Raw genomic sequence first — 23,365 nt, forward strand, 5'->3', positions numbered from 1 at the left:
AGATTTGATAACAAGTTCATCAGCTAGTCGCGCGGTTCTACCGGCCCTCTCGAACGAGCCATTTCTCGACCGACCTCGCAGGACGCTACCCACCCACAGACGTGTCACGACGCCTGTGACAGTGTCACGTAGGCTGCGCGGAGCCATAAGGAGTTTATAGCGAGTAATGATATGTAATTACGAGATGGCAGACGACTTCCCCGACTACCTGGACGTCGACTACAGCGCCGGCGAGGGCGAGTCGCCCGAGGACTACCCCACGCTGGAGGACAAGATCGAGAAGGCCATCGAGGTCACGCGCATCGGCCTCGAACAGTACGAGAACCCCGCCATCATGTGGACCGGTGGGAAGGACTCGACGCTGACGCTGTACTTCGTGAAGGAGGTCGCCGAGCAGTTCGACATGGAGGTGCCCCCCGCCATCTTCATCGACCACTACCAGCACTTCGACGAACTGCACGACTTCGTCGACCACTGGGCCGAGGAGTGGGACCTCGACGTCGTCTACGCCCGGAACACCGACGTCGGCGACTACGTCGAGGCGAACGGTCTCACGCCGGGCGACGACATCCCCATCGACGAGCTCAACGAGCAGAACCAGCACCACGTCCGCAACCTGCTGGAGTACGAGGAGGACACCTTCCCGTTCCTGCTCGACACCTACGTCGGCAACCACCTGCTGAAGACCGTCGCGCTCAACAACGCGCTGGAGGAGCACGACGTCGACGGTATCCTCTCGGGCATCCGCTGGGACGAGCAGGAGGCGCGCGCCGACGAGACGTTCTTCTCGCCGCGCCACGACCCCGACGTCTACCCGCCCCACGACCGCATTCAGTCCATCCTCCAGTTCGACGAGGCCGCCGTCTGGGAGGCGTTCTGGAACTTCGTCGTCCCGGAGACCGTCGAGGGCTACCCCGCGGGCCACGTCCCGCAGGACTACGACGACCTGCCGAACGACCTCACCCACGAGGACATCCCGGTCAGCCCGAAGTACTTCGCGGGCTTCCGCTCGCTCGGGAGCGAGATCTCGACCGACAAGTCCGCCGAGGAGCCCGCCTGGCTCCAGGACCTCGAAGGCACCACCGAGCGCGCGGGCCGCGCCCAGGACAAGGAGGACCTGATGGAGCGCCTGCGCGACCTCGGGTACATGTAAACGCACGTTTTTCTTCGTCGGGGTCGCTCCGCGACCCGCTCCTCGAAAAACCTGCACTAAAAAGGCCGCTCACTCGCTCCGCTCGTTCGCGGTACGACAGAACGACAGTCCGTTTTTCCTGCAATCGACCGCCGACTGGTGAGTCTACGACGAGGTTCCGAACGCGTCGCGCAGGTCGTCGGCGATTTGCTCGACCGCTTCCATCGCACGGTCGATACCGTTCGCACCAGGGGCGGAGGCGAAGCCGTGTATCATGTCGTCGTAGTTGTCGTACCGTACGGGAACGCCGTCCGCGACGAGACGCTCGGCGTAGGCCTTCCCGCCGTCACGCAGCGGGTCGAAACCAGCGGTGATGACCGTCGCGGGGGGCATCCCCGAGAGGTCGCAGGCCTGGACGGGGTCGGCGTACGGGTTGCGCATCGTGAGTTCGCTGCCGAAGTAGCTCTCGCGGAACCACTCCATGTCCTCCTCCAGCAGGACGATACCGGTGTGCTCCTCGGACGGGTGGTCACCGGCGAGGCCGACGCCGGGGTACAGCAGCGCCTGATAGTCGACGTCCGGGCCGTCGCGTTCGGCGGCCAGCAGCGAGACGACGGCCGAGAGGTTCCCGCCCGCGCTGTCACCGGCGACCGCGAGGTGACCGTCCGAGTCGAGCTCGTCTCCGTGTTCGGCCGCCCACTCGGTCGCCGCGTAGGCGTCCTCGACGGCCGCCGGGAACGGGTGTTCCGGCGCGAGACGGTAGTCGACGGACACCACGACGCAGTCGCTCTCGCGGGTCAGGTGGCGACAGAACAGGTCGTGGCTTCCCAGATCGCCGATGACGAACCCGCCGCCGTGGAAGAACATGGTCACCGGGAACGGCCCCTCACCCTCGGGTCGGTAGACGCGAATCGGAAGGTCGCCGTCCGGGCCGGGAATCGTCCGGTCGGCCGTCGACCCGACCGCTGGCGGGTCCCGGTTCTGGAACCAGTTCGCCACGCGCATGAACGAGCGCAGGAATCGCAGGTTGCGGTCCCGGAGCGGGTACAGCGGGAGCCGCTCCTGTCTGTCGAGGTACGCCTGTGCCTGGGGGTGAATCTCGGACGCTTCCACGCCGGACCGTTCGGTTCCTCGACTGATAAGGTCGCCGCGAGTGACGGTGTCGCCGTTGTAGCGCGGTAGCGAATCTGTGCGTCCCAGTGAACACGGCCGCCGGGGCCGAGTCCACAGAAGTACTCCTCCCGACGATCGATTACCCAGGCACTCTCGTTCACGTCCTTCGCACGTGATTCTCCGGACAGACTCGTGTCGCGAGTGTCTCAGTCTCGTCTCGGGACGACGGCACTCACTTCGACGTCGTAGCGGTTGCCAGCAGGGGTGGTGTTGACCTCGTAGCCCCCTTCAACATCAACGCCGCCCAGTTCGGCGGCGTTGATGAGTTCTGCCAGTCGGTCGGTGAACGCGTCCCTGCTGTCGATGGTATCGGTGGTGTCGGACATGGCTCATCGAGAACGAGCAATCCGCGATTCAGGGGTAGTGCACAGCGAAGTCGGTCTTCACAGGGAGGATACCACGGCTCACAGGAACCGTGAGTCAATCGTTCACCCTGACCATCGAAGGCCACTCGGATAAGCTTATGTACTGGGTCACCACGCCGTGCCCCCCACGCTGAACGACCGAGGCACCAGGCATGCCGCATCCTTAACAAAGGCGAGTGGTAATCCCACGCACCATGGATGGGGTCGAGCCCACAGACGGCGTGCCGCTCACCGGGATAGAGCGGGAGGTACTGTACACCGCGGTCGACGAAGGGTACTTCGGGGTTCCGCGGCGCATCTCGACAGTCGAACTCGCCGAGGCGGTCGGGGTCTCGACTACCGCACTCACCGAACACCTCCGCCGTGGCATGACGAAGGTGCTGCGCGAGAAGATGCAGGAGGAACGTCCGTCCAGCAGGACCGAACGATAGACTCACGCTCTCTGTCTTCCAATCCCGGCAAACGACGTTCGCCTTCATTTTACGGTGGGGCGATTTGACGTGGCGACCGGCTTCGACTCGGGGGGTCGAACAAACAGCCACCAGCCGACCAGTATCCACGACAGGCCGTAGACTGAGACGCCGAACGAAAACAGCGGTGTCACCAGCGCATTCACGAGTGGGTCAAGCGGGAGCGCGGCGCTGAAGCCGACCGCGAGCCACGACGGCATCGCGTCCAGTTTCCAGAGTCGATGGGCGAGCTTTCCGGTGCCGAGTGCGACCAGCACCATCCCAACACCTGCTGGGAGTCCGGTGAGGAGAACGAACGCGATACTTCCCGCCGTCAGGCGGGCCCACGTGAAGATGAGGGCCGCGACGAGCAAGAACCCCAGTCCGCTGGCCATGAGCACGATATCTGACCGGCTGGTGTCGTAGGTGCGGTGAATCCCGTACACACCACCGGCGAGGAGCAGTGGGAGGATGCCAACCAGCAGTTCGTAGGTCGGATAGATACCGTCCAGGAGCGGAACGAGGGCCCACAACAGACCGCCGCCGATAGCGGTTATCCCAGAGAGACGGCGCAGTTCCATAGGACCACTCACATGTCGTGTGGTAAACTCTTTCTGACAGGCGATTCGTGATATCTCCAGATACTGGGACCGTTCGGTTCGATAGACTCACGCTCTGCGTGTATCGAACGGGTCGAGTGAGCGACGTGTGTCGAGAGTCAAGCAGAGCTATCGGGGAGAGAAGGTACTTGTCAGCCGAGTTGTGACTCCCTGATATGATAGCAATTGATGTCGACGACGTCGTCACGATGGGGTTCGCGTTCTTCGGGAGCGTCGGCACTGCTGCTATCGGAGCAGCGCACGACGTCCCGTATCCGCTCGCTGTCCTTCCCGGTCTGCTGATTGGAGCGGCTATCGGTACCTACCTACTCGGCCCGCTGTCGACCCCCCGCGAGGAAACTGGGTGACGTCGAACTGCGGTCGAGCAGAGTGAAGTGAGAGACCCACGCTCTGCGTGTATCGGCGGGTAGAGCGGACGACTCGTGCCGCAAGTGTAACAGTGGACGAACGCTTACCTGTCATCGGATGGTACGTTTCGATACCATGCCCAAACCCAGTCGGCGCGTCTTTGCTCTACTGTCGCTCTGTTACGCAGTTCTGGTGCTGGTGGCTATTGACGAAGGGGACCTCGCTAAAGCCACTCAATGGACAGCTATCGGTGTAACGGTGACTTTCGGGTTGTGGTGGTGGAACTCCGAGAGCCCAACCAACTGATACGCTCACGCTCTCAGTGTATCGATGCCCCTGTGCTGCAGATCTGACGAGCACTGTGCGTCAATCGTCTGTCGTAGTGGCTCCCAATCTGTGTTCAGATATCGCTCTGAATCGCTTGCTGAAGGCCGCTCATGAACGACGTGAACGCGACGACGACGCCGATGATGAAGAACAGTCCGTTGAACCACCACCCACCGCCCGAAACTGACCCCGTGTTCGGATTCGCTTTCATGTATCCGTACCAATGGTACGATTCGAAGGTGTAGAGCATCACGAACAGACCAAGAGCTACACCAAGACCATACTTCACGAAGGTCAGTGAATCGGTGCTCATCACCAGTGTTCAGCTATATCCCCGTATATTTGTTCTCATTGTCTAGTTCGGAACGGTAGATTCACGCACTCAGTCTAGCAATCTCGGCAACCGACGTAGACGGCAGTGACGGACGCTATCCACCGACATAGCCGGCCGACAAGGTGATGAAGGCGGATAGTGTCCTGTCGACAAGCGTACCCGATGCCGCTCGTCGGCATCGACGCTGATCACACCCATGACGTTCCCAGAGTACCTCTCGCTCGACTACGACGACGGCCGCGGCCAGAGCGCCGCCGACTACCCCGCGCTGGAGGACAAACTCGGCAAGGCCGTCGAGGTCACCCGTACCGCCCTCGAACAGTACCGCGACCCGGCGGTGATGTGGACCGGCGGGAAGGACTCGACGCTCGTCCTCTACTTCGTCCGGGAGGTGGCCGAGGAGCACGGCCACGACGTGCCGCCCGTCGTCTTCATCGACCACTACCAGCACTTCGACGAGGTCGAGGCGTTCGTCGAGCGCTGGGCCGAGGAGTGGGACCTGGACCTCGTCGTCGCCCGCAACGACGACCCCGCCTTCGAGCGCCACACGCCCGGCGAGGACGTACCCGTCGACTCGCTCACCGAGGCGAACCGCCGGGAGCTCGCGCGGGCGGACCACGAGGGCGAGACGTTCCGCTTCGAGGCCGACAGCCTCGGGGGAAACCACCTGCTGAAGACCGTCGCGCTCAACGAGGTCGTCGCGGAACACGGCTTCGACGGCATCTTCTCGGGGGTCCGCTGGGACGAACAGGAGGCCCGCGCCGACGAGACGTTCTTCAGCCCCCGCCACGACTCCGAGAAGTACCCGCCTCACGACCGCGTCCACAGCATCCTCCAGTTCGACGAACGGGCGCTCTGGGACGCGATGTGGTACTACGTCGTCCCCGACGCCGTCGAGGGCTGGCCGGAGGGCCACGTCCCCCGGACCGACGACGACATGCCGGAGGGCGTCACGGCCGACGACGTCCCGGTCGGCCCAAAGTACTTCGAGGGGTTCCGGTCGCTCGGAACCGAGGAGGGGTCGGCGAAGTCCGACGACGCCCCCGCATGGTTGCAGGACCTCGACGGGACGACGGAGCGTCAGGGCCGTGCCCAGGACAAGGAGGACCTGATGGCCCGGTTGCGCGACCTGGGGTACATGTAGCGGTCGGACTCGTCGCCCGCCGGACCAGCGTCGCCCCCACGTCCGGGCGGTCGATGGCCGCGGGCTACACGCTGATACCGCTCGCGCCCGTACCGTCGGTCGTCCCGATGCCGACCACCTGCGAACTCTGTCGTCGACGGTTCCCCGACGAACTGCTCTCCGACCCGCAGGTCATCCAGCGCCACCATCTCGTCCCCGAACACCGCAAGGAGAGTCCCACCGTCACGCTCTGCCGCCCCTGTCACGAACAGGTCCACGCGACGTTCACGAACGAGGAGTTGCAGGCGGAGTACGACACGCTGGCGGCCCTCCAGAACGCGGACGCGCTACAGGGGTACCTCTCGTGGATTCGAAAGACGGCGAAACTCGACGTGCAAGTGCGGACGAGCAATCGGGTCCGTGAGCGGCGGGGATAGCGCCGTCACGACGGCCCCGAGGACACCTCGTGACGACCTCAGCGCGTCGCGCGGTACTCACCGTGTTTGACGCCGAGGAAGAGGAACACGAGTCCGCCGACGACGAGCGAGGGGAGGACCATCATGAGGATGGTCGACTGGTCCATCGGCGTAGCGAACAGTCCCAGAGTCCCGATTGCTACCAGTACGACGAAGACGGCGACGGTTCTGGTTGCGTCGAACTCCATAGACGTTCTTCGGGCGCGGGGAGAATAAGCGTTCTCGGGGTCGGGTTACTCGTCGCCGGACTTCGAGCCCGGTTTGGGGCGGACGACGTCCGCGAGCGTCACGACCAGTCCGAGGAACCAGCCGACGGGCAGGGCGATACCGAACCACATCGCGACGTACGCCGCGCCTTCGAGTTCGAACTGCTCGCGGATCGTCGTGTTCAGGTCACCGACGACCAGCACGTTGTCGAGCAGCCACTCCGCCAGCGTCGTGCTCTCGGTCAGCACCGTCCCGGCGAGCGCGGGCGAGTAGAGTGCCGCGACCACCGGCGGGAGGAACAGCGCGTTCATCGCCGCCGGGTAGGCGAGGACGACCGTCACCGCACGGCCGCCGAACTTCGTGAACAGTGCGGCGAGTGCGGCGCTGAGGACGGCCACGACGCTCGCCGCGGCGACGGCCACGAACGCCTCCGCGGAGAACGTCGAGCGCAACCAGACGAACGCGGTCAGCAGTCCCCAGACGACGGCCGTGAGACCGACGACGCCGATGGTCCCGAGTCTCGTCGCGGTCGAGTCCAGCTTCCGCGTGTAGAAGCGGGTCCCGAACCCGAGGAGGAGGAACGGGTACGTGAGGAGGAGCGCGAGGGCACCGAGGAGTCCCCAGACGTAGAACGCGCCCTGTTTCAGTGCGCCGTCCGGACGCCACCGTCCGACGACGCTGTGTGTCTGTTGGACCCGGGGGAAGACGACTGCCATCCAGTGTTCGTGTAGCTGAGCGACGTCAGCCCGGACCCCGCTGACGACGCCGTACTGCTCGCGCTCGACGACCATGCGCCACCTGAGACTCCATCTGTTGTGAATGTTCCGTCTAGGAGTATTCGGCTGTCGAAAGAAACCGACCGTGGAGAGCCGACCGTGTGCGTCGGACCGCGCTACGCCGTTACGCCGACCAGTTGTCCGGGCCGAAGTCCGGGTCGACCTGTCGCTCCTCTCGGTCGATGTCGTCGATGGCGCGGATGTCCTCGGCGTCGAGGTCGAGCGCGAGCGACTGGAAGTTGTCGCGGATGTGCTCGGGACCGGTCGCCTTCGGGATGGTCGTGACGCCCTTCTCACGGAGCCACGCGAGGCTCACCTGCGCGGGCGAGGCGTCGTGTTTCTCGCCGATGTCCTGCAGTTCCTCGACGTTCATCACCTCGCCGCGAGCCAGCGGCGAGTACGCGACGAGTTCGATGTCCTCCTCGTCGGCGTACGAGCGCAGTTCCTCCTGCTGGAGCAGCGGGTGCATCTCGACCTGGTTGGCGAAGATGGGCGCGTCGGCGACCTCCTGTGCCGTCTCGAGGTGGTGCGGTTCGAAGTTGCTCATCCCGATGCGGTCGACCGCCCCGTCCTCGACGAGTTCGTCGAGCGCGCCAAGCGTCTCCTCGGGGTCGTACTCGCCCGCCGGCCAGTGGACGTACAGCAGGTCGAGCGTGTCCACGCCGAGTTTGTTCATCGACTCCTTCGTCGTCCGGAGCACGTCGTCGTGGCCGAGGTTGGGTTTCCACACCTTCGTCGCGAGGAAGACGTCCTCACGGTCGACGTGCGCGTTCTCCAGCCCGCGACCGACGGCCTCCTCGTTGCCGTACGCCTGGGCCGTGTCGACGTGTCGGTAGCCCTGTCCCAGCGCCGTCTCGACGGACTCGGCACACTGGTCGAGGTCGTCGTTCTGCCACGTCCCGAGGCCGAGCATGGGCATCTCCTTCGCACGCGGTACGTCGTCCGGAGACAGCGACGGCTGTTGACTCATACACACGGAACGAGGGGCGTGTCCCGATTAGGGGTTGTGGAAGGCCCCTCGCGTTTCCGGCACCGATACCCAGTACTTCGGCCCGGCACCGGTCGTCACGTCGGGGCCGTCGAGCACCTGGTCGCGCAGTAACTATCGGTCGTACGTCTCGACAGAGCGACAGTAGCCTTCGTCGCACCGGTCCACTCGACAGGCCCCGTGGCGAGCGCCCGGCGACGACGCCCGAACGCTCAGGAGAGCGGGTTCCAGCGGTTGTACGGGTCCGTGAGTCGGTTTTTCGCCAGCGTCGCGAGGTACCGGAGGTCACCGGGTTCGAGCAGGCGAGCGAGCGAGCGGAAGCTTCCAGCGTTCGCCTTCCCGAGCGTCTCCGAGGAGAGGGCGTTGAGGTCGCGGATGAACCCGTCGTAGCGCTCGTTCGGGACGAGGTAGAGCAGCTCCGTCATCAGCAGCCGCGTCTGCATGTTCGGCGCGACGCGCTCGTGCCAGAGGTCCTCGTACACCGACATCCGCTCGGCGGACGTGTCGGGCGTGTCGAGCGTGAGGCAGTGGTCGGCGGTGGTAGCGGCCGCGCGTCCGGACTTCATCCCCTGGTGGATGCCCTCGCCCCAGAGCGGGTCGATGGTCGGGACGGTGTCGCCGACGGCCATGAAGCCGTCCGTGCTCAGGCGACCCGGCATCTGGATGTGGGCCGACCCCCGGAGGATGTGCGCGCCCTCGACGGGTTCGGCGTCCGCGAACCGCGGGTCGGTGTCCATCCAGTACTCCAGGTAGTCGTCGATGCGCATCCCGTCGCGGGCGAGTTCCTCGTGGCGTTCGTTCTGGATGTAACAGACGCCGACCTTCGCGGTGTCGCCGCCCGTGTGGAAGATCCACGAGTAGCCGCCCGGTGCGATGTCGTGGTCGAGGCGGAGCATCATCGCGCCGTTCAGGTCGGCGTACTCCTCGTGGTCGAGGTCGATGCCCTCTATCTTGTAGTCGATGCCGATGGCCTGGTTCGTGCGGTGGAGCGAACTCACGTCGAGCGCCTTCGCTAGCGGCGCGCTCGGACCGGTGGCGTCGACGACGATGTCGGCGTACACCTCCTCACCACCGGCGTACCGCACGCCGACGATGCGGCCGTCCTCCATGATGGGCGAGTTGACGCGCGACTCGAAGCGGAACTCCGCGCCCTTCTCGCGGGCGTCCGCGACGAGCCACTGCTTGAACGCGACGAAGTCGAGGACCGCCCCCGGCTGGCTCTGCTTGTAGTGACTGGTCGGCGACTCGACGACGACGCTGTCGGTGAACTTCTCGACGAGACGGTCGGGCACGCCGAACGCCGTCATCATCGACGGGAACGTCCCCGCGGTGGACTTGTTGCTCTGTCGCGGGAACTCGGCTTCGGCCTCGGTCTCGAGGACGAGGACGTCGTACCCACGTGCAGCGAGGTCACGAGCGCACTGCCCTCCGGCGGGACCCGCCCCGGCGATGACGACATCGAAGTGGTCGCTCTCGTCTTCGGTCATACTACTAGATGCCGTCGTCTCCCCTGTCATGAGTTTCGGTTGGACGACCACGTGATAACAGTATCCCGTTTCGGTACGACTTGGCTCCAATAGTGTCTTTTCGGCGGAGATATCTTCGATTGCCGGTGTTGATAGACCTGTGCCGCGAGTGTATCATAGAAATTGCCGGAGTAGGCCACTACACTTATTGTCTTTTAATCGTCATACTTGATAGGCCAAGCCACTCATGCTCCCCATACTCTTTCGCCGATGATTGTCAAGTTCGTCTTCCAGCAACCGACGCTGCTCGACGCACTTCGACAGATGCCATCGACGCGGGTCCGGTGGGAAGAATCTCATACGACACCGAACGGCGAGATGCTCATGCTGTTCTGGGCCGAATCCGACGACTTCGAGGCGTTCGAAGCGGCGATGCACGACGACCCGACCGTCACCGCCCCCCGATTGCTCACCGAGTTCACCGACCGCAGGCTCTATCAAGTCGAACAGATTGGTGAGGGGCGCGCCCAGAGCGTCTACGACTCCCTGACGACCGCAGGGGGTATCATCGAGGAGTGTATCGGAACCCACGATGGCTGGACGGTCGAAATCGAATTCCCCGACAACGACACACTCCAGCACTTCCACTCGGTCTGCGAGGACCACGGCCTTGAGTTCGACCTGCTCCAGAAGTACGAAGCCTCGGAGAATACTGAGCAGTCGAACCACTACGGACTATCGAAGAAACAACGCGAGACGCTGATTCGCGCCGCCGAGAAGGGGTATTTCCACGTTCCGCGTGGGACGGACCTCGACACTATCGCCGCGGAACTGGACATCTCCCATCAGGCCGCCTCCGAACGAGTGCGCCGGGCGATGGACATCCTCATCGACCACACCCTCGCTCCGGCCCGAGAGGACCCGCCTACGGAACGACACTGACTGGTCTCAGAACAGGCAGGCAACGCAGCTCGATGTGACGATTACTGTGGTGGTGTGACCGCCGAGACGAGTACTTCGTAGTCGAACCGGCCCTGTGTTTGGGTGCAGGGCCACGCCCCACGAATCTCGAACTCGTTGCGGCGACCGACTTCCAACAACTGGTTGAGTCGCTGATTGAACTCTGTTTCCGTCATGACCGAGTCAGTGTGTAGACTCATCTGGGTGTAGTGCCGTGAGCGGAGAACGACCCGCTTGAACTGTATGTTTAAGCTACAGACCAATAGTCATGCGGCCTGCCAACTACTGAAACGGTTCATAGAAGCCCTAAAATCGCTCCTGTCCTACCCATTCATGATACAGCAGCACTGAGACGCCCGCACTCTGGAACTCCCGTATTGGCTAAGTGAGTGACGTGTATCCGTTGGTTAATTACTCAATGTGAGGATTCGAATTGATTGCCAATGACTAACACGGAAGGTGTCCCATTCTGGTTAATGAAGTCCAGTGAACCGATACTCGTACGCTGTGACGCCTGTGGGAGAGTCTTGACAGGACGCAATGAAACAGGTGACGTGCGCCGACCGGGGGAACGCGCGTGTCCCTCGTGTGAGAGCGAATCGTTCACTGAAGTGAACGAAGACGTTGACGACATCGACGCGTCAGCAGAATAGAGTGCAGAGGCGTCAGAGACAGCCATCGGCTAACGGACCAACGACAACTTCCGAGAACGCTGTTCCCCCACATTCAGAGTACTATACTAAACAGGAAGGTGGGGACGGGAAAGTGCAGGAGCCTCTGACAGAACGTTTCCTGCATCTGGTCCCTGTAGTGCCACTTATGTAAGGTTTTTGTAATCACCAAATACTTGAGATTGTTGTTGTCCCCGGCGAGCGACGGTCGTCAGTCCCTCTATAACTCCCCGAGCTGACTGATAGACTCACGCTCTGAGTCTATCAGCTGAATCATGGGAATTGCTGTTGAAACGAGTTCAATCCCTGAGAACTAAACATCCGCGCGAGCAACGCGAGCGCGGTTCACCGGCCGCGAACGAGCATCAGCGAGTGAGCGAACGAATTATCCATCGACGGTTTTCAAGGAGTGGTGCCCGCAGCGAGCGAAGCGAGTGAGGGCACCCGACGCAGAAAATGGTCGTTTAGTAGAACTCGCGGACGAGGTCCATCGCGTTCTCGGGCGCGCTGTCGGGGATGTCGGACATGTCCTCGGTGAAGCCCATGCGCTCGCCGTAAGGGACGGAGTCCTCGTCCTGGTAGATGACGCCCTGGTACTCCTTTTCGCCGTCCATGATGACCTCGGTCGCCTGTTCGATGTCCGTCGGGTCGTAGTCCTCGTCCTCGCCGACGTCCACGAGCGAGTCGCGGAAGTAGTCGTACGTGTCCACGTCGTTGAACGTGACACACGGCGAGTAGACGTTGACGAAGCCGAACCCGTCGTGTTCGATGGCCTTCTGGACGATCTCCGCGTGACGCTGGGCGTCCGAGGAGAACGACTGCGCGATGAACGTGCCGCCGGCCGAGAGCGCCAGCGCGAGCGGGTTGACCGGCTGCTGGTGCGTCCCGTCGGGGCTGGTCGAGGTCTCGAAGTCCTCGCGGCTGGTCGGCGAGAACTGCCCCTTCGTCAGCCCGTAGATGCGGTTGTCCATGACGCAGTACGACATGTCCACGTTCCGCCGGACGGCGTGGACGAAGTGGCCCGCGCCGATGGAGTAGCCGTCGCCGTCGCCGCCGGCGACCATCACTTCGAGGTTCGGGTTGGCCGTCTTCACGCCGATGCCCACCGGCAGGGCGCGGCCGTGGACGCCGTGCAGCGCGTAGCTGTGCATGTACGTCCCGATCTTCCCCGAACAGCCGATACCGGCGACGACGAACGTGTTGTCGGGGTCGTTGCCCGTGTTCGCCAGCGCCTTCATCATGCCGTTCATCGTCCCGAAGTCACCGCAGCCGGGACACCACGTCGGTTGCTTGTCGGATTTGAAATCCGTGAATCGTACGTCTGAGCTCATGCTGTCACCTCCGTGCCCTCGGAGAGGGCCTGTTTGATCTCGTCGGCCAGTTCGTCGGCCTTGAACCGGACGCCGTTGTACTTGTTGATGCGATTCACGCGGGTGAGCGTGTCGTGCTCGACGACGTCCGCGAACTGCCCGGTCGCGTTACACTCGACGACGATGACCTCGTCTGCGGCCTCGACGTCCTCGCTGAGGTCCGGTCGCGGGAACATGTACGGCACCGAGATGAACCGCACGTCGATGTCGTCCTCCTCGAGGAAGTCGATAGCCTCGCGCATCGGCCCCTCGTTCGACCCCCACGAGATGATGAGCGTGTCCGAGTCGGCGTCGCCGAACTCCCGGTAGCTCCAGTCTTCCTGCTCCTCGGCCGTCTCGACCTTCCGGTTGCGCTTGTCGACCTGTTCGAGGCGGACCTCCTCCTCCTCGGTCCGACGCCCGAGCGCGTCGTGTTCGAGGCCGGTCGTCATGTGCGCGCCGCCGGACTGGCCGGGGAACGAGCGCGGCGAGATGCCGTCCTCGGTGGCGAGGTGGGGCTGGAACTGCCCCTTCTCGTTCTGCCACTCGTCGATGGCGTCGTCGCCGACGACGTTGCCGCGGTCCACCTCGACGGCGTCCATGTCGAACGTCTCCGGCGGGAACGTCTGCTCGGTGACCGCCATCGCGAGGTCCGCGACGAGGTACACCGGCGTCTGGTACTTCTCGGCGTAGTTGAACGCCTCGACGGTCTTCCAGAAGCACTCCGCGACGTTCGTCGGGGCGACGACGAACCGCGGAATCTCGCCGTGACCCCCGTACAGGAGCATGTTCAGGTCGCCCTGCTCCTGTTTCGTCGGCATCCCCGTCGAGGGACCCGAGCGCATCACGTCGACGATGACCAGCGGCGTCTCCGTCGTCGCCACCAGCCCGAACGTCTCGGTCATCAGGTCGATGCCCGGTCCGGACGTGGCGGTCATCGAGCGCGCGCCGGCGCGCGCTGCACCGAGCGCCATGTTGATGGCCGACAGTTCGTCCTCGGCCTGCACGACGCCCCCGCCGTAGTCCTCGATGCGGCCCGTGAGGTACTCCATCACGTTCGTCGCGGGCGTGATGGGGTAGCCGGCGTAGAACCGGCAGCCTGCGGCGAGCGCGCCCATCCCGATGGCCTCGTCGCCGTTGAGGAGGACGTAGTCCTCGTCGGTCGTGTCGAGGTCGTAGTCGAAGTCGTGGTCGAAGTTCTCTTCGACGTACTCCTGGCCGAGGCGAGCGGCCTCCTTGTTGTTCTCGACGATGGACTCGCCCTTGTTCCCGAAGCGTTTCTCCAGTGACTCGTCGAGGTACTCGACGTCGAAGTTCGTCGCCTCACACGCCGCGCCGAGCGCGACGATGTTGCGCATGATGGCGCCGCCCGCGTCCTCCGCGAGCGACTTCAGCGGGACGTCGAGCCCGACCATCCCGTCGGGAATCTCGAGGTCCTGCATCGTGGTGCGCTCGCCGTCGTAGATGATGACCGAGCCCTCGTGGAGCTCGTCCATGTTCTCGTCGACGGTGCGCTGTGTCAGCGCGATGAGGATGTCCAGTCGGTCGACGACGCTCTCCACACGGTCGACGCTCGTCCGGATCTTGTAGGCGGTGTATCCGCCCCGAATCCGGGAGGCGAAGTCCTTCGACGTGAAGACGTGGCGACCGGCACGCGACAACGCCTGGGCGAAGATCTTCCCAGTCGAGTCGATACCATCGCCAGCTTCCCCGCCGATGGCCCAATTGAGGTCCGCAGGCATACGTACCGCGGGCTACCCTTCGACACTGCAAAAGACTTCTGAATACAGCATAGTTCTCTCCACTTCTCGGGACCGAAAGCACCTTCGAAGCGGGGGAACGCACAGTCCGTATGGACCAGACCGAAACGTCAGTCACCACCGTCACCAGCGTCGGCCCCGACGCGGTCGCACTCGAACTCGAGACGCCAGACGGATTCGTCGCCCAGCCCGGCCAGTTCGTCCGTCTCGGCGTCGAGATAGACGGCGACGTCGAGTCGCGTTTCTACACCCTCTCGTCGCCCGACACCGACGAGACGCTCGAAGTGACGCTCACCTACGACCCCGAGAGCGTCGTCGGCGCGCGCCTCGCTGACCTCTCGGCCGGCGACACCGTCACCGTCGCCGGGCCGTTCGGCGACGCGCACTACGACGGCGAGGCGCACGCACTCGTCCTCGCGGGCGGGCCGGGCGTCGGCGCGGCGGTCGGCATCGCCGAGCGCGCCCTCGCGGAGGACAACGACGCCACCGTCGTCTACCTCGACGACGAACCCCTCCACGAGGACCGTCTCTCGACGCTGTCGGGCGCGGGGGCGACGGTCACGCTCGTCTCGGACGCGGACGGTCTCGAAGCCGCCGTCGAGGAGGCGGCCGGCGACGAGTCCGTGTTCGTCTACGGCTTCGACGACTTCGTCGGACTGGCGAGCGACGCGCTGGTCGAGAACGACTTCGACGTCGACGCGGCGGCCGTCGAGTCGTTCGGCGCGCCTCCCGAGTGACGACCAGCGGTCGACCCGAGGACACGCTTTTCTCGGCGGTTCGAGAACACCAGCTATGTCGCTGACGACCCGGTTCACCGACACCGTCGGCGTCGCTCACCCCGTCGCACAGGCCCCGGTCGGGAGCGTCACCTGTCCCGAACTCGCCGCGGCCGTCTCCTCGGCGGGCGGTCTGGGGAGTCTCGCCGTGACGTGGCGCTCGCCCGACGCGACGAGGGACGCCATCGCCGAGGCGCGGTCGCTGACCGACGCCCCGTTCGCCGTCAACCTCGTACTGGACGACGCGACGCGACGGTACCCGACCGACGACCACCTCGACGCCTGCCTCGACGCTGGCGCGCGGGTCGTCGCGTTCTCGTTCGGCGACCCCGCGCCGTACGTCGAGCGTGTCCACGATGCCGACGCGCTCGCCGTGGCGATGGTCGGGAGCGCCGCCGACGCTCGCTCCGTCGCGGACGCTGGCGTCGACGTGGTCGTCGCGCAGGGTGCCGAAGCGGGCGGTCACCTCGACGGCGACGTCTCCACCGTGGCCCTCGTCCCGGAGGTGGTCGACGCGGTGGACGTGCCGGTCCTCGCGGCCGGCGGCATCGTCGACGGTCGGGGTCTCGCCGCGGCACTCTCGCTGGGAGCCGACGGCGCGTTCCTCGGCACGCGGTTCGTCGCGACCGAGGAGGCGCAGAGCCACCCGACGTACCGCCAGCACCTCCTCGACGCGGCGGGCACCGACACCCGTCGAACCGACCTGTTCGACGGTGGCTGGCCGGGGCGCGACCATCGCGTCCTCCGGAACTCGACGGTCGAGTCGTGGACGGCCGCCGGTCGGCCGGTCTCAGGCGAGCGACCGAACGAGGGCGAGCGCGTCGCCTCTCTCGGCGACGACGACGTCGAACGGTACGACGACGACCCGCCGACGCCCGCCGTCGAGGGTGACGCCGAGGCGATGGCGCTCTACGCGGGGCAGGGCGTCGGGAGCATCGAGGACGTGCCGCCCGCGGGTGAGGTGGTCGAGCGACTCGTGGCGGGAGCCGAGTCGACCGTCGGCCGCCTCGCCGGGAGCCGTCGTGACCGGTGACCGCGAACGGCGACCCGAGTTCGAGCGACTGATGACTCCGTGACGAGTTCGCTCGGACCACAGTGACCCCCATCAACCGAGCGGAGGTCGAGCGGCGTCGCGAGCGACTGCTGGAGGAGTACGGCCGCGAGGGCGTCGACCTGGTCGAGACGCGCTGGGAGTCGCCGCCCGACGAGTTCGAGGAGTTCGTCGCCGGGTCGCGGGCGGGCTACGTCGGCGGCGCGTACTGCTGGGTCACCCGGACGGGAGAGCAGTTCGCCGACCTCACCGAGTCGATGCCGGAGAGCGCGCTCCCCGGCCGGAACGAGGAGCGCGCGTTGCTCGTCCTCGGTCGTGACGACTCGGGATGGGGCGTCCCCGGCGGCGGACAGGAGGACGACGAGACGTACGAGCAGGCGGCCGTTCGGGAGGTCCGCGAGGAGACCGGCGTCGACTGCGAGGTGACCGACCTCTTCCGCCTCGAACGCGTCGAGCGCCACTGCACGGACCCGGACGACGACCGGGTGAACCACATGCTGTACGGCTTCTTCGACGCGGACTACGCTGGCGGCGAGATACGCATCCAGCCCGGCGAACTCCACGGCGCGGCGTGGTTCCGCGAGCCACCGGCCCGAATCCACCCAGCGACCGAGACGAAGGCGGCGGAGTGGTTCGGTGAACGGCAGTGACGTGAGCCAGTCGGGTCGCGGCCGTAGAGCGCGGCGCGGCGTGGTGCGGCGAGCGTCGCCGAGGAGACGGAGAACGCGAGCGGGGCGCTACAGCGCGCCGCTCACTCGACCGTGACGGTGACGGTGTCGGTGGTCGTCGCGCCGGTGTTGTCCGTGGCCCTCAGCGTCACGGTGTAGCTGCCAGCGGAACCGTAGCTGTGCGCGTTCCACCAGCCACTCCCGCTGGTCCCGTCGCCGAACGTCCAGTCGAGCGAGTCGACCCAGCGCTCGTCGCCCGAGGTGTCCCGCACGCTGAACGTGACTCGCTCACCGACCGAGGCGTCGGTCGTGCTCGGGACGACGCGCGCGATGGGGTCGCTCAGGTCGGAGACGGCGACGGTGACGGTGTCGGTGGTCGTCGCGCCGGTGTTGTCCGTGGCCGTCAGCGTCACCGTGTACTCGCCCGCCTCGTCGTAGCGGTGGGCGCTGTACCAGCCCTCGTCGGCGGAGCCGTCGCCGAACGTCCAGTCGAGCGCCGTTATCCACCGGCCGCTGCCGGAGGTGTCGTCGACGCGGAACGCGAGTCGCTCGCCGACGGTGGCCTCGGTCGTCGCGAGGTCGATGGTCGCGACCGGCGGCCGCTCGGGTGCCGGGTCCGTGTCGACCTCCGAGAGGTTCGACGTGACCGGAATCGAGGGGTCGCCGTTCAGGTTCGACTCCTCGTCGGTGACGCTCCCGCTCCCCAACCGGAGGTCGGAGTCGAGGGCGGTCGCCACCTCGTCGAGGTAGCCGCGCTGGTCGGCAGGGGCGGCGGCACTCCCCATGAGGACGACCGCACCGCCCGAGTCGGCGAACGACGCGACGGCAGCGAGTTCCGCGTCCGAGAAGGCGCTCGCCGGCGTCGTGACGACGAGCGCGCGGGCCGACGCGAGGCGCTCGGCAGACGCCTCGGTCGTCAGGTCGTTCACCTGTTCGAACAGCGTGTCCCGCCCTTCGAGGTAGCGCTGGTAGTACGCGGCGTCCTCGTTCGACAGCGAGTAGGAGAGGCCGAACTGTCCGTGGCCGCCCTCGATGAGGACCGTGTCGTCGTCGCGTGCGCTCAGGTCGTCGAGTAGCTCCGTGACGAACGCAAAGTTCTCGTAGCCGGACGTGTCGACCGGGTACCCCTCGGCTTCCTCGTAGGTCTCGCTGATGAGAGGAGCACCGAACACGGCGACTCGACTGTCGAGGTCGACCGCCGCCAGCGGGAGGTCACCGTCGGTGGAGACGTCTCCCCCACTCCGGGTCGCGCTCGGCGCGGCGAACACCGGGACGCGGTCGTCGTCGACCGGCCCGGAGTCGGTGACGACGCTCGTCGGGGTCGGGAAGAACAGGTCCTCGACGGGACGGTCACGGATGGGCGAGGAGTCGAACGGGTCGCTCTCCGACCAGACCTCGCGGCCGGCGTCGCGGGCCGCGAACTCCGCCGCGAGGAACTCGTCGTGGCGAGCGAACCCCGACCCGTAGACGCGGGCGTGGCCCGCCTCGACGACGCGCCGGTTGTACAGCGTGTCGCGGCTCCCCGAACCGTCGGCGTCGTACGTGAGGTAGCCGAGGACACGGCCGAACTCGTCCCGGACGGGTTCGGTCGCGTCGAACGAGAGCCCGACCGTATCGCCGGGGGAGAGCTGCTCCCGAGCGAACGCCGTCGCCGCCTCACCGGCGGTTTCGAGGTAGTCGTACGAGTCGATGCCCTCCCACTCCTCGGCTCGCTCGGTGCTGGTCGCGCTTCCCGTCTCGGGCGTGTCGAACCCGAGCGTCCGGATAGCCTGCTCCTGGCCCTCCTCGAACCGGACGTCGACCGTGTCACCGTCGGTGACCGAGACGACCTCGACGAGGTACGTCTCGTCGCGGTCGAGTTCGAGGCTGAGGCCCTCTCGCTCGTCGAAGTACTCGAAGTCGGCGTTGAACTCGGAGGTCGTCGGGACGAACGGGGCACCGGCGTTGTTCTCCGGGTCGTAGACCTGGTCGTCGTTGAACCGGAACGGCGCGCCGACCGCCGTCGCGACCTCGTTCAGGTTGGCGGTCTCGTCGAAGTCGTTGTAGTCCGACTGGTCGAACAGGAAGAGCGACCCCCCCGACTCGACGAACGTCGCGAGCGCGTCGCGTTCGGCCGCGGAGAACGCGGCGGACGGCGAGGTGACGACGAGGCCGTCTGCATCGGAAAGCCCGGCCGACCCGAGCCCGTCGAAGACGTCGAACGCATCGTTGAAGTTCGACGTCGTCGGGACGTACGGCGCACCCGCGTTGCTCTCGGTGTCTTCGACCTGGTCGGCGTTGAACCGGAAGGAGAGGTCGAGGCTCGACGCCAGTTCGTCGAGGTTCGCGGTCTCCTCGTTGGTGAACTCCGACTCGTCGAACAGGAACAGGCTCCCGCCGTCGGCGACGTGCTCGGCGACCGCCGCGAGCTCCGCGTCCGGGTACGGCTCTGCGGGTGAGGGGATCACGAGGAGGTCCGCGCCGTCGAGCGCCGAGTCGCCGCCGTCCGACCCATCGCCGACGGTCAGGTCGGCCTCGACCGAGACCGGGTCGGCGTCGCCTTCGAGCGTGATCGTCGCGACCTCGCTCGTCGGCGGGTTCTGGACGCCGTCGATCTCGACGACGACGGGACCCGCGACGTCGGTCTGGTAGCGCCCGGAGAGGTCGAACGTCGCCGCCGACCCGCTGTAGCTCCCCTGGTTGACCCTGATCTCGCTCGTGTCGGTCCCGTCCGAGAGCGTCCGGGTCATCGTCACCGTGACGTCGTCCTGGTCGAGCCCGTCGAGACTCGCCGCGTCGTACTCGACGGTGATCGTGTCGACCTCGTCGCCGTCGGCGCCCGCCTCCCCGAAGGTGAGGTCCTCGAGCGTCCAGGTGTGCGTCGAGGGCTCGCCAGGCGTTCCCGGGTCGGCCACGAGCACGTCGTCGCCCGCTTCGCCGCCGTCGGAACCTCCCGCGAGCGACTCCGTGGTCGCCTCGAACGCGTAGCCCTCGCTCTCGACGGTCTCCGCGAACGACCCGAAGTTCGAGGAGTCGTAGTAGGTGTCGTGGGCGTCGTCCCAGAGTATCGTTCCGCCGTCCCCGACCGTCGACGAGAGGAGTGCGAGCACGAACTGCTCGTTCGCACCGTCGAACTCGCCGTCCGCTATCAGTTCCGGGGTCCCGAACCCGACGACGTCACCGTCTCGTGAGACGAGCGGTATCTCCTCGTCGGCAGCGTAGATGTGAGAGGCCTCGTCGCCGGCGTCGTCGACGTTCTGGGCCGTCGGTTCGGCCCAGACCATCACCGTCGAGGCGTCGGTCAGTGCCCCGCCATCGGGGGCGACCTGGCTCGCCGTGGACGGGAACGTGAGCGACGCGCCGCCGAGCACGTCCGTCGTCGCCCGGAGGTCGTACCCCGCGTCCTCCGCGTACTGCTCGAACGAACCGTGACTCGAGAGCGTGTAGAACTGGTCGTGGCCCTCGTCCCAGAGGACGGTCCCGTCGCCGCCCAGCTTCACGTCGAAGACGTTGAGCAGGAACTCCTCGTTGCCGTAGCTGAAGTCCGTGTCGTCCTGACCGATGGGGGCACCGACGCCGACGACGGTGCCCGCGCTCGCGACGAGCGGAATCGGTGTCCCGTCGGGGTAGATGGTGGCGTTCTCTTCCCCGTCGTCGTCGCCGTTGTACGCCGTCGGCTCGGCCCAGACCGCGACGAGCGAGTCGTCGGTCAGCGGCTCGCCGTTCGCGTTCAGCAGACTCGCCGTCGAGTCGAACACGAGCGAGTCGATGGTGTCGCTCGACTGGAGCAGGTCCGCGCTCGCCGCCCCCGTCACGCCGAGCGATGCCGCGCCCGCACCGAGTGCCGTCAGGAATGTGCGTCGTCGCATTGACACGCGGCAGTCCACACATCCGCCGTTAATGTTTTTCGTTTGAATTTTCGTTCGGGTACGGAGAACTATGTCGTCTCCCGAGGCGTACCGACGCGGACGAAGACGCTGCTCCCGAGCCGCCGCGACGGTCGAGCGGTCAGTGCTCGCTCACGAACTCGACGAGGATGCCGGCGGTCGAGTCCGGGTGGCAGAACGCGACCTCGTGACCCCACGCGCCGGGCCGTGGCTCCTCGTCGATGAGGCGGACGCCGTTGTCCTGGGCACGCTGGAGCGTCGCGGGCATGTTCTGGGTCGCCATCGCCAGGTGGTGGATGCCCGGCCCGTTCTTGTCGAGGTAGCGCTGGACCGTCCCCTCCTCGGTCGGTTCGAGGAGTTCGAAGTAGCCGTCACCGACGTCGAGGAACTGGACGTAGAGGTCGTCGAGCATCTCCTCGTGGACGACGCGCGTCTCGAACAGCGTCGAGAACAGCGACGCCATCGCGTCCGAGTCCGTGGTGGCGATTCCCGCGTGATGGAACTGCATGGCCCGACGTGCGTCCGTCGGTGCAATAAGCGTCCTGCTGGCAGTGAGACGACGAGGATGCGGACGTGCGGGGAACTACTGCGCCCGGCCGGGCCGTGGGTCCAGCCACAGGTCGAGCGCGAAGGCGACCACGGTGCCCAGAGCCACCGAAACGTCAGCGAGCATGCGTGGGGTCACGGTCGGGGTGCGGAGATCGATGCCGCCGGCGACTGCGCACGGCGATGTGGCCGACCGCGAACCGCACGTCGTCGCGTCGCGCTCACGCCCCGGTGTGCTTGCCGAACACGTCGCGCATCGCGTCGCATATCTCGCCGGTCGTCGCGTACGCCTTCACCGCGTCGACGATGTACGGCATGACGTTGGCGTCGCTCGCGCAGGCGTCGCGGAGTGCGTCGAGCGACTCCTCGACGTCCTCCTCGTCGCGGTCGTCGCGCATCGCGTCGAGGCGTTCGATCTGGCGCTGTTCGTCCTCCTCGTCGACCTCCGCGAGGTCGTCCTCGTCCACCTCGTCGTCGCTCTGGAACTCGTTGACGCCGACGATGACGCGTTCGCCCTCCTCGATCTCCTCCTGGCGCTCGAAGGCGACGTCCTGTATCTGGCGCTGGACCCACTGGTCCTCGATGGACTGGCGCATCCCGCCGCGCTCGTCGATGTCCTCGATGAGCTGCGTCGCCTCCGCCTCCAGGTCGTCCGTGAGCGATTCGACGTAGTAGCTCCCCGCGAGCGGGTCGATGGTGTCGGCCGCGCCGGACTCGTGGGCGAGAATCTGCTGGGTGCGCAGCGCGGTCCGGACCGACTCCTCCGTCGGGAGGCTCAGCGCCTCGTCCTTCCCGTTGGTGTGGAGGCTCTGCGTCCCGCCGAGGACGGCCGCCAGCGCCTGGTACGCGACGCGGACGACGTTGTTCTCTATCTGCTGGGCGGTCAGCGTGGACCCGGCGGTCTGGGTGTGGAACTTCAGCTTCATCGAGTTCGGGTCCTCCGCGCCGAAGCGCTCCTCCATGATGCGCGCCCACATCCGGCGGGCGGCACGGAACTTCGCAACCTCCTCCAGGATGTTGTTGTACGACGCGAAGAAGAAGGAGAGCTGTGGGGCGAACTCGTCGACGTCCTGCCCGGCCTCGATGGCCCGCTCGACGTACTCGATACCGTCGGCGAGCGTGAACGCGATCTCCTGGGCGGCGGTCGAACCGGCCTCGCGGATGTGGTACCCCGAGATGGAGATGGTGTTGAAGCTCGGCACCTCGTCCGCGCAGAACTCGAAGATGTCCGTGATGATGCGCATCGACGGCTCCGGCGGGAAGATGAACGTGTTGCGCGCGGCGTACTCCTTCAGGATGTCGTTCTGGATGGTCCCCCGAAGCTCGGACCGGTCGACGCCCTGCTTGTCGCCGACCGCGACGTACATCGCCAGCAGGACGCTCGCGGGGGCGTTGATGGTCATGCTCGTCGACACCTCGTCGAGCGGGATGCCGTCGAACACCGTCTCCATGTCGTCGAGCGAGTCGATGGCGACGCCCGACTTCCCCACCTCGCCCGCCGCCATCGCGTCGTCGGAGTCGTAGCCCATCTGCGTCGGCAGGTCGAACGCCATCGACAGCCCCGACGACCCGTTGTCGATGAGGTACCGGAACCGCTCGTTGGTCTCCTCGGCCGTCCCGAACCCGGCGTACTGACGCATCGTCCACAGTCGCCCCCGATACATCGTCGGGTACGGCCCGCGCGTGAACGGCTTCTCGCCGGGGAAGCCGAGGTCCTCGTCGTACTCCTGTTCGGCGACGTCGTCGGGCGTGTAGAGGCGGTCGACCTCGTGACCCTCGGTGTCGGTCGTGAACTGCTTCTTGCGCTCCCCGAACCGGTCGAGCGTGGGACCGAGCGTCTCCTCCTCCCACTCTTCGTGGCCCTCGCGGATGGCTCGCAGGTCCTCCTCGTCGTACATACTCTAGCCGACTCCCGCCCGGTTACTAACCGTTGT

General features: G+C 65.9%; 22 protein-coding genes. 9 read left to right on the forward strand and 13 right to left on the reverse strand.

Annotation, left to right across the window (positions count from 1 at the left end; translation table 11 throughout):
* Positions 1-184: 184 nt before the first annotated feature.
* Entirely contained in the window at positions 185-1,153 is a 969-nt protein-coding gene (locus MX571_RS19040) for a phosphoadenosine phosphosulfate reductase family protein (protein WP_247419992.1), read from the forward strand.
* 144 nt (positions 1,154-1,297) lie between these two features.
* Here the strand turns inward: MX571_RS19040 and lipP1 are convergent, their stop codons facing one another.
* Complete coding sequence (gene lipP1 / locus MX571_RS19045; protein WP_247419995.1) at positions 1,298-2,245, reverse strand: LipP1 family hormone-sensitive lipase; 948 nt, start codon at positions 2,243-2,245, stop codon at positions 1,298-1,300.
* Between the two features lie 206 nt (positions 2,246-2,451).
* On the reverse strand, positions 2,452-2,631 hold the full coding sequence (locus MX571_RS19050; protein ID WP_247419998.1) for a hypothetical protein: 180 nt from the start codon (positions 2,629-2,631) through the stop codon (positions 2,452-2,454).
* Between the two features lie 233 nt (positions 2,632-2,864).
* Here MX571_RS19050 and MX571_RS19055 point away from each other — a divergent pair, with 233 nt between their 5' ends.
* Positions 2,865-3,101 (forward strand): helix-turn-helix domain-containing protein, encoded by a 237-nt coding sequence (locus MX571_RS19055; RefSeq protein WP_247420009.1) that lies wholly within the window; start codon positions 2,865-2,867, stop codon positions 3,099-3,101.
* 44 nt (positions 3,102-3,145) lie between these two features.
* Here MX571_RS19055 and MX571_RS19060 read toward each other — a convergent pair whose 3' ends face one another.
* Positions 3,146-3,700 (reverse strand): hypothetical protein, encoded by a 555-nt coding sequence (locus MX571_RS19060; RefSeq protein ID WP_247420011.1) that lies wholly within the window; start codon positions 3,698-3,700, stop codon positions 3,146-3,148.
* A 194-nt stretch (positions 3,701-3,894) separates the two neighbouring features.
* On the opposite strand from MX571_RS19060, the gene MX571_RS19065 reads away from it, so the two are divergent.
* Positions 3,895-4,086: a hypothetical protein gene (locus MX571_RS19065; RefSeq protein WP_247420013.1), complete on the forward strand. Its 192-nt coding sequence runs from the start codon at positions 3,895-3,897 to the stop codon at positions 4,084-4,086.
* 401 nt (positions 4,087-4,487) lie between these two features.
* On the opposite strand, the gene MX571_RS19070 is transcribed toward MX571_RS19065, so the two are convergent.
* A complete protein-coding gene (locus tag MX571_RS19070) occupies positions 4,488-4,727 on the reverse strand; it encodes a hypothetical protein (RefSeq protein ID WP_247420015.1) in 240 nt (79 codons plus the stop codon).
* Between the two features lie 217 nt (positions 4,728-4,944).
* On the opposite strand from MX571_RS19070, the gene MX571_RS19075 reads away from it, so the two are divergent.
* Both MX571_RS19075 and MX571_RS19080 read left to right on the forward strand, forming a co-directional pair.
* Positions 4,945-5,892 (forward strand): phosphoadenosine phosphosulfate reductase family protein, encoded by a 948-nt coding sequence (locus MX571_RS19075; protein ID WP_247420027.1) that lies wholly within the window; start codon positions 4,945-4,947, stop codon positions 5,890-5,892.
* A 53-nt stretch (positions 5,893-5,945) separates the two neighbouring features.
* Positions 5,946-6,308: an HNH endonuclease gene (locus MX571_RS19080; RefSeq protein ID WP_247420030.1), complete on the forward strand. Its 363-nt coding sequence runs from the start codon at positions 5,946-5,948 to the stop codon at positions 6,306-6,308.
* 38 nt (positions 6,309-6,346) lie between these two features.
* On the opposite strand, the gene MX571_RS19085 is transcribed toward MX571_RS19080, so the two are convergent.
* The 4 genes from MX571_RS19085 to MX571_RS19100 all read right to left on the reverse strand — a co-directional run bounded on the left by MX571_RS19085 (position 6,347) and on the right by MX571_RS19100 (position 9,805).
* The gene (locus MX571_RS19085) at positions 6,347-6,535 is read right to left on the reverse strand and encodes a DUF7333 family protein (RefSeq protein ID WP_247420033.1); all 189 of its coding nucleotides are present in this window, start codon (positions 6,533-6,535) and stop codon (positions 6,347-6,349) included.
* A 45-nt stretch (positions 6,536-6,580) separates the two neighbouring features.
* On the reverse strand, positions 6,581-7,345 hold the full coding sequence (locus tag MX571_RS19090) for a hypothetical protein (protein ID WP_247420038.1): 765 nt from the start codon (positions 7,343-7,345) through the stop codon (positions 6,581-6,583).
* Between the two features lie 109 nt (positions 7,346-7,454).
* A complete protein-coding gene (locus tag MX571_RS19095) occupies positions 7,455-8,300 on the reverse strand; it encodes an aldo/keto reductase (RefSeq protein WP_368409073.1) in 846 nt (281 codons plus the stop codon).
* A 230-nt stretch (positions 8,301-8,530) separates the two neighbouring features.
* Entirely contained in the window at positions 8,531-9,805 is a 1,275-nt protein-coding gene (locus MX571_RS19100; RefSeq protein WP_247420054.1) for a digeranylgeranylglycerophospholipid reductase, read from the reverse strand.
* Positions 9,806-10,054: 249 nt separating this feature from the next.
* On the opposite strand from MX571_RS19100, the gene MX571_RS19105 reads away from it, so the two are divergent.
* Positions 10,055-10,726: a helix-turn-helix domain-containing protein gene (locus MX571_RS19105; protein WP_247420058.1), complete on the forward strand. Its 672-nt coding sequence runs from the start codon at positions 10,055-10,057 to the stop codon at positions 10,724-10,726.
* 1,153 nt (positions 10,727-11,879) lie between these two features.
* Here MX571_RS19105 and MX571_RS19110 read toward each other — a convergent pair.
* Positions 11,880-12,746, reverse strand: coding sequence for a 2-oxoacid:ferredoxin oxidoreductase subunit beta (locus MX571_RS19110; RefSeq protein WP_247420061.1), 867 nt, complete (start codon positions 12,744-12,746; stop codon positions 11,880-11,882).
* On the reverse strand, positions 12,743-14,506 hold the full coding sequence (locus tag MX571_RS19115; protein WP_247420064.1) for a 2-oxoacid:acceptor oxidoreductase subunit alpha: 1,764 nt from the start codon (positions 14,504-14,506) through the stop codon (positions 12,743-12,745). The genes MX571_RS19110 and MX571_RS19115 overlap by 4 nt, the downstream gene beginning before the upstream one ends.
* A 110-nt stretch (positions 14,507-14,616) precedes the next feature.
* Between MX571_RS19115 and MX571_RS19120 the strand changes: the two genes are divergently transcribed.
* The 3 genes from MX571_RS19120 to MX571_RS19130 all read left to right on the forward strand — a co-directional run bounded on the left by MX571_RS19120 (position 14,617) and on the right by MX571_RS19130 (position 17,001).
* Positions 14,617-15,261, forward strand: a complete 645-nt coding sequence (locus tag MX571_RS19120; protein WP_247420066.1) for an FAD-binding oxidoreductase — start codon at positions 14,617-14,619, stop codon at positions 15,259-15,261.
* Positions 15,262-15,316: 55 nt separating this feature from the next.
* Positions 15,317-16,333: an NAD(P)H-dependent flavin oxidoreductase gene (locus MX571_RS19125; protein ID WP_247420068.1), complete on the forward strand. Its 1,017-nt coding sequence runs from the start codon at positions 15,317-15,319 to the stop codon at positions 16,331-16,333.
* A gap of 62 nt (positions 16,334-16,395) precedes the next feature.
* A complete protein-coding gene (locus tag MX571_RS19130) occupies positions 16,396-17,001 on the forward strand; it encodes an NUDIX hydrolase (RefSeq protein WP_247420071.1) in 606 nt (201 codons plus the stop codon).
* A 101-nt stretch (positions 17,002-17,102) separates the two neighbouring features.
* Here MX571_RS19130 and MX571_RS19135 read toward each other — a convergent pair whose 3' ends face one another.
* From MX571_RS19135 to MX571_RS19145, 3 genes are all read right to left on the reverse strand, one after another.
* Entirely contained in the window at positions 17,103-20,867 is a 3,765-nt protein-coding gene (locus tag MX571_RS19135) for a PKD domain-containing protein (protein ID WP_247420074.1), read from the reverse strand.
* A gap of 139 nt (positions 20,868-21,006) precedes the next feature.
* The gene (gene mce / locus MX571_RS19140) at positions 21,007-21,393 is read right to left on the reverse strand and encodes a methylmalonyl-CoA epimerase (RefSeq protein WP_247420077.1); all 387 of its coding nucleotides are present in this window, start codon (positions 21,391-21,393) and stop codon (positions 21,007-21,009) included.
* A gap of 259 nt (positions 21,394-21,652) precedes the next feature.
* A complete protein-coding gene (locus MX571_RS19145; protein ID WP_247420079.1) occupies positions 21,653-23,329 on the reverse strand; it encodes an acyl-CoA mutase large subunit family protein in 1,677 nt (558 codons plus the stop codon).
* Between the last annotated feature and the right edge of the window lie 36 nt (positions 23,330-23,365).

It is taken from the genome of Halomarina salina (assembly GCF_023074835.1).
Classification (GTDB): domain Archaea; phylum Halobacteriota; class Halobacteria; order Halobacteriales; family Haloarculaceae; genus Halomarina; species Halomarina salina.

Excerpts from the sequence above, each read along its gene's own strand:
- MX571_RS19040 (WP_247419992.1), top strand. The coding sequence starts at position 185 with ATGGCAGACGACTTCCCCGACTACCTGGACGTCGACTACAGCGCCGGC.
- MX571_RS19050 (WP_247419998.1), bottom strand. The coding sequence starts at position 2,631 with ATGTCCGACACCACCGATACCATCGACAGCAGGGACGCGTTCACCGAC.
- MX571_RS19055 (WP_247420009.1), top strand. The coding sequence starts at position 2,865 with ATGGATGGGGTCGAGCCCACAGACGGCGTGCCGCTCACCGGGATAGAG.
- MX571_RS19060 (WP_247420011.1), bottom strand. The coding sequence starts at position 3,700 with ATGGAACTGCGCCGTCTCTCTGGGATAACCGCTATCGGCGGCGGTCTG.
- MX571_RS19065 (WP_247420013.1), top strand. The coding sequence starts at position 3,895 with ATGATAGCAATTGATGTCGACGACGTCGTCACGATGGGGTTCGCGTTC.
- MX571_RS19070 (WP_247420015.1), bottom strand. The coding sequence starts at position 4,727 with ATGAGCACCGATTCACTGACCTTCGTGAAGTATGGTCTTGGTGTAGCT.
- MX571_RS19075 (WP_247420027.1), top strand. The coding sequence starts at position 4,945 with ATGACGTTCCCAGAGTACCTCTCGCTCGACTACGACGACGGCCGCGGC.
- MX571_RS19080 (WP_247420030.1), top strand. The coding sequence starts at position 5,946 with ATGGCCGCGGGCTACACGCTGATACCGCTCGCGCCCGTACCGTCGGTC.
- MX571_RS19085 (WP_247420033.1), bottom strand. The coding sequence starts at position 6,535 with ATGGAGTTCGACGCAACCAGAACCGTCGCCGTCTTCGTCGTACTGGTA.
- MX571_RS19090 (WP_247420038.1), bottom strand. The coding sequence starts at position 7,345 with ATGGTCGTCGAGCGCGAGCAGTACGGCGTCGTCAGCGGGGTCCGGGCT.
- MX571_RS19095 (WP_368409073.1), bottom strand. The coding sequence starts at position 8,300 with ATGAGTCAACAGCCGTCGCTGTCTCCGGACGACGTACCGCGTGCGAAG.
- MX571_RS19100 (WP_247420054.1), bottom strand. The coding sequence starts at position 9,805 with ATGACCGAAGACGAGAGCGACCACTTCGATGTCGTCATCGCCGGGGCG.
- MX571_RS19105 (WP_247420058.1), top strand. The coding sequence starts at position 10,055 with ATGATTGTCAAGTTCGTCTTCCAGCAACCGACGCTGCTCGACGCACTT.
- MX571_RS19110 (WP_247420061.1), bottom strand. The coding sequence starts at position 12,746 with ATGAGCTCAGACGTACGATTCACGGATTTCAAATCCGACAAGCAACCG.
- MX571_RS19115 (WP_247420064.1), bottom strand. The coding sequence starts at position 14,506 with ATGCCTGCGGACCTCAATTGGGCCATCGGCGGGGAAGCTGGCGATGGT.
- MX571_RS19120 (WP_247420066.1), top strand. The coding sequence starts at position 14,617 with ATGGACCAGACCGAAACGTCAGTCACCACCGTCACCAGCGTCGGCCCC.
- MX571_RS19125 (WP_247420068.1), top strand. The coding sequence starts at position 15,317 with ATGTCGCTGACGACCCGGTTCACCGACACCGTCGGCGTCGCTCACCCC.
- MX571_RS19135 (WP_247420074.1), bottom strand. The coding sequence starts at position 20,867 with ATGCGACGACGCACATTCCTGACGGCACTCGGTGCGGGCGCGGCATCG.
- mce (WP_247420077.1), bottom strand. The coding sequence starts at position 21,393 with ATGCAGTTCCATCACGCGGGAATCGCCACCACGGACTCGGACGCGATG.
- MX571_RS19145 (WP_247420079.1), bottom strand. The coding sequence starts at position 23,329 with ATGTACGACGAGGAGGACCTGCGAGCCATCCGCGAGGGCCACGAAGAG.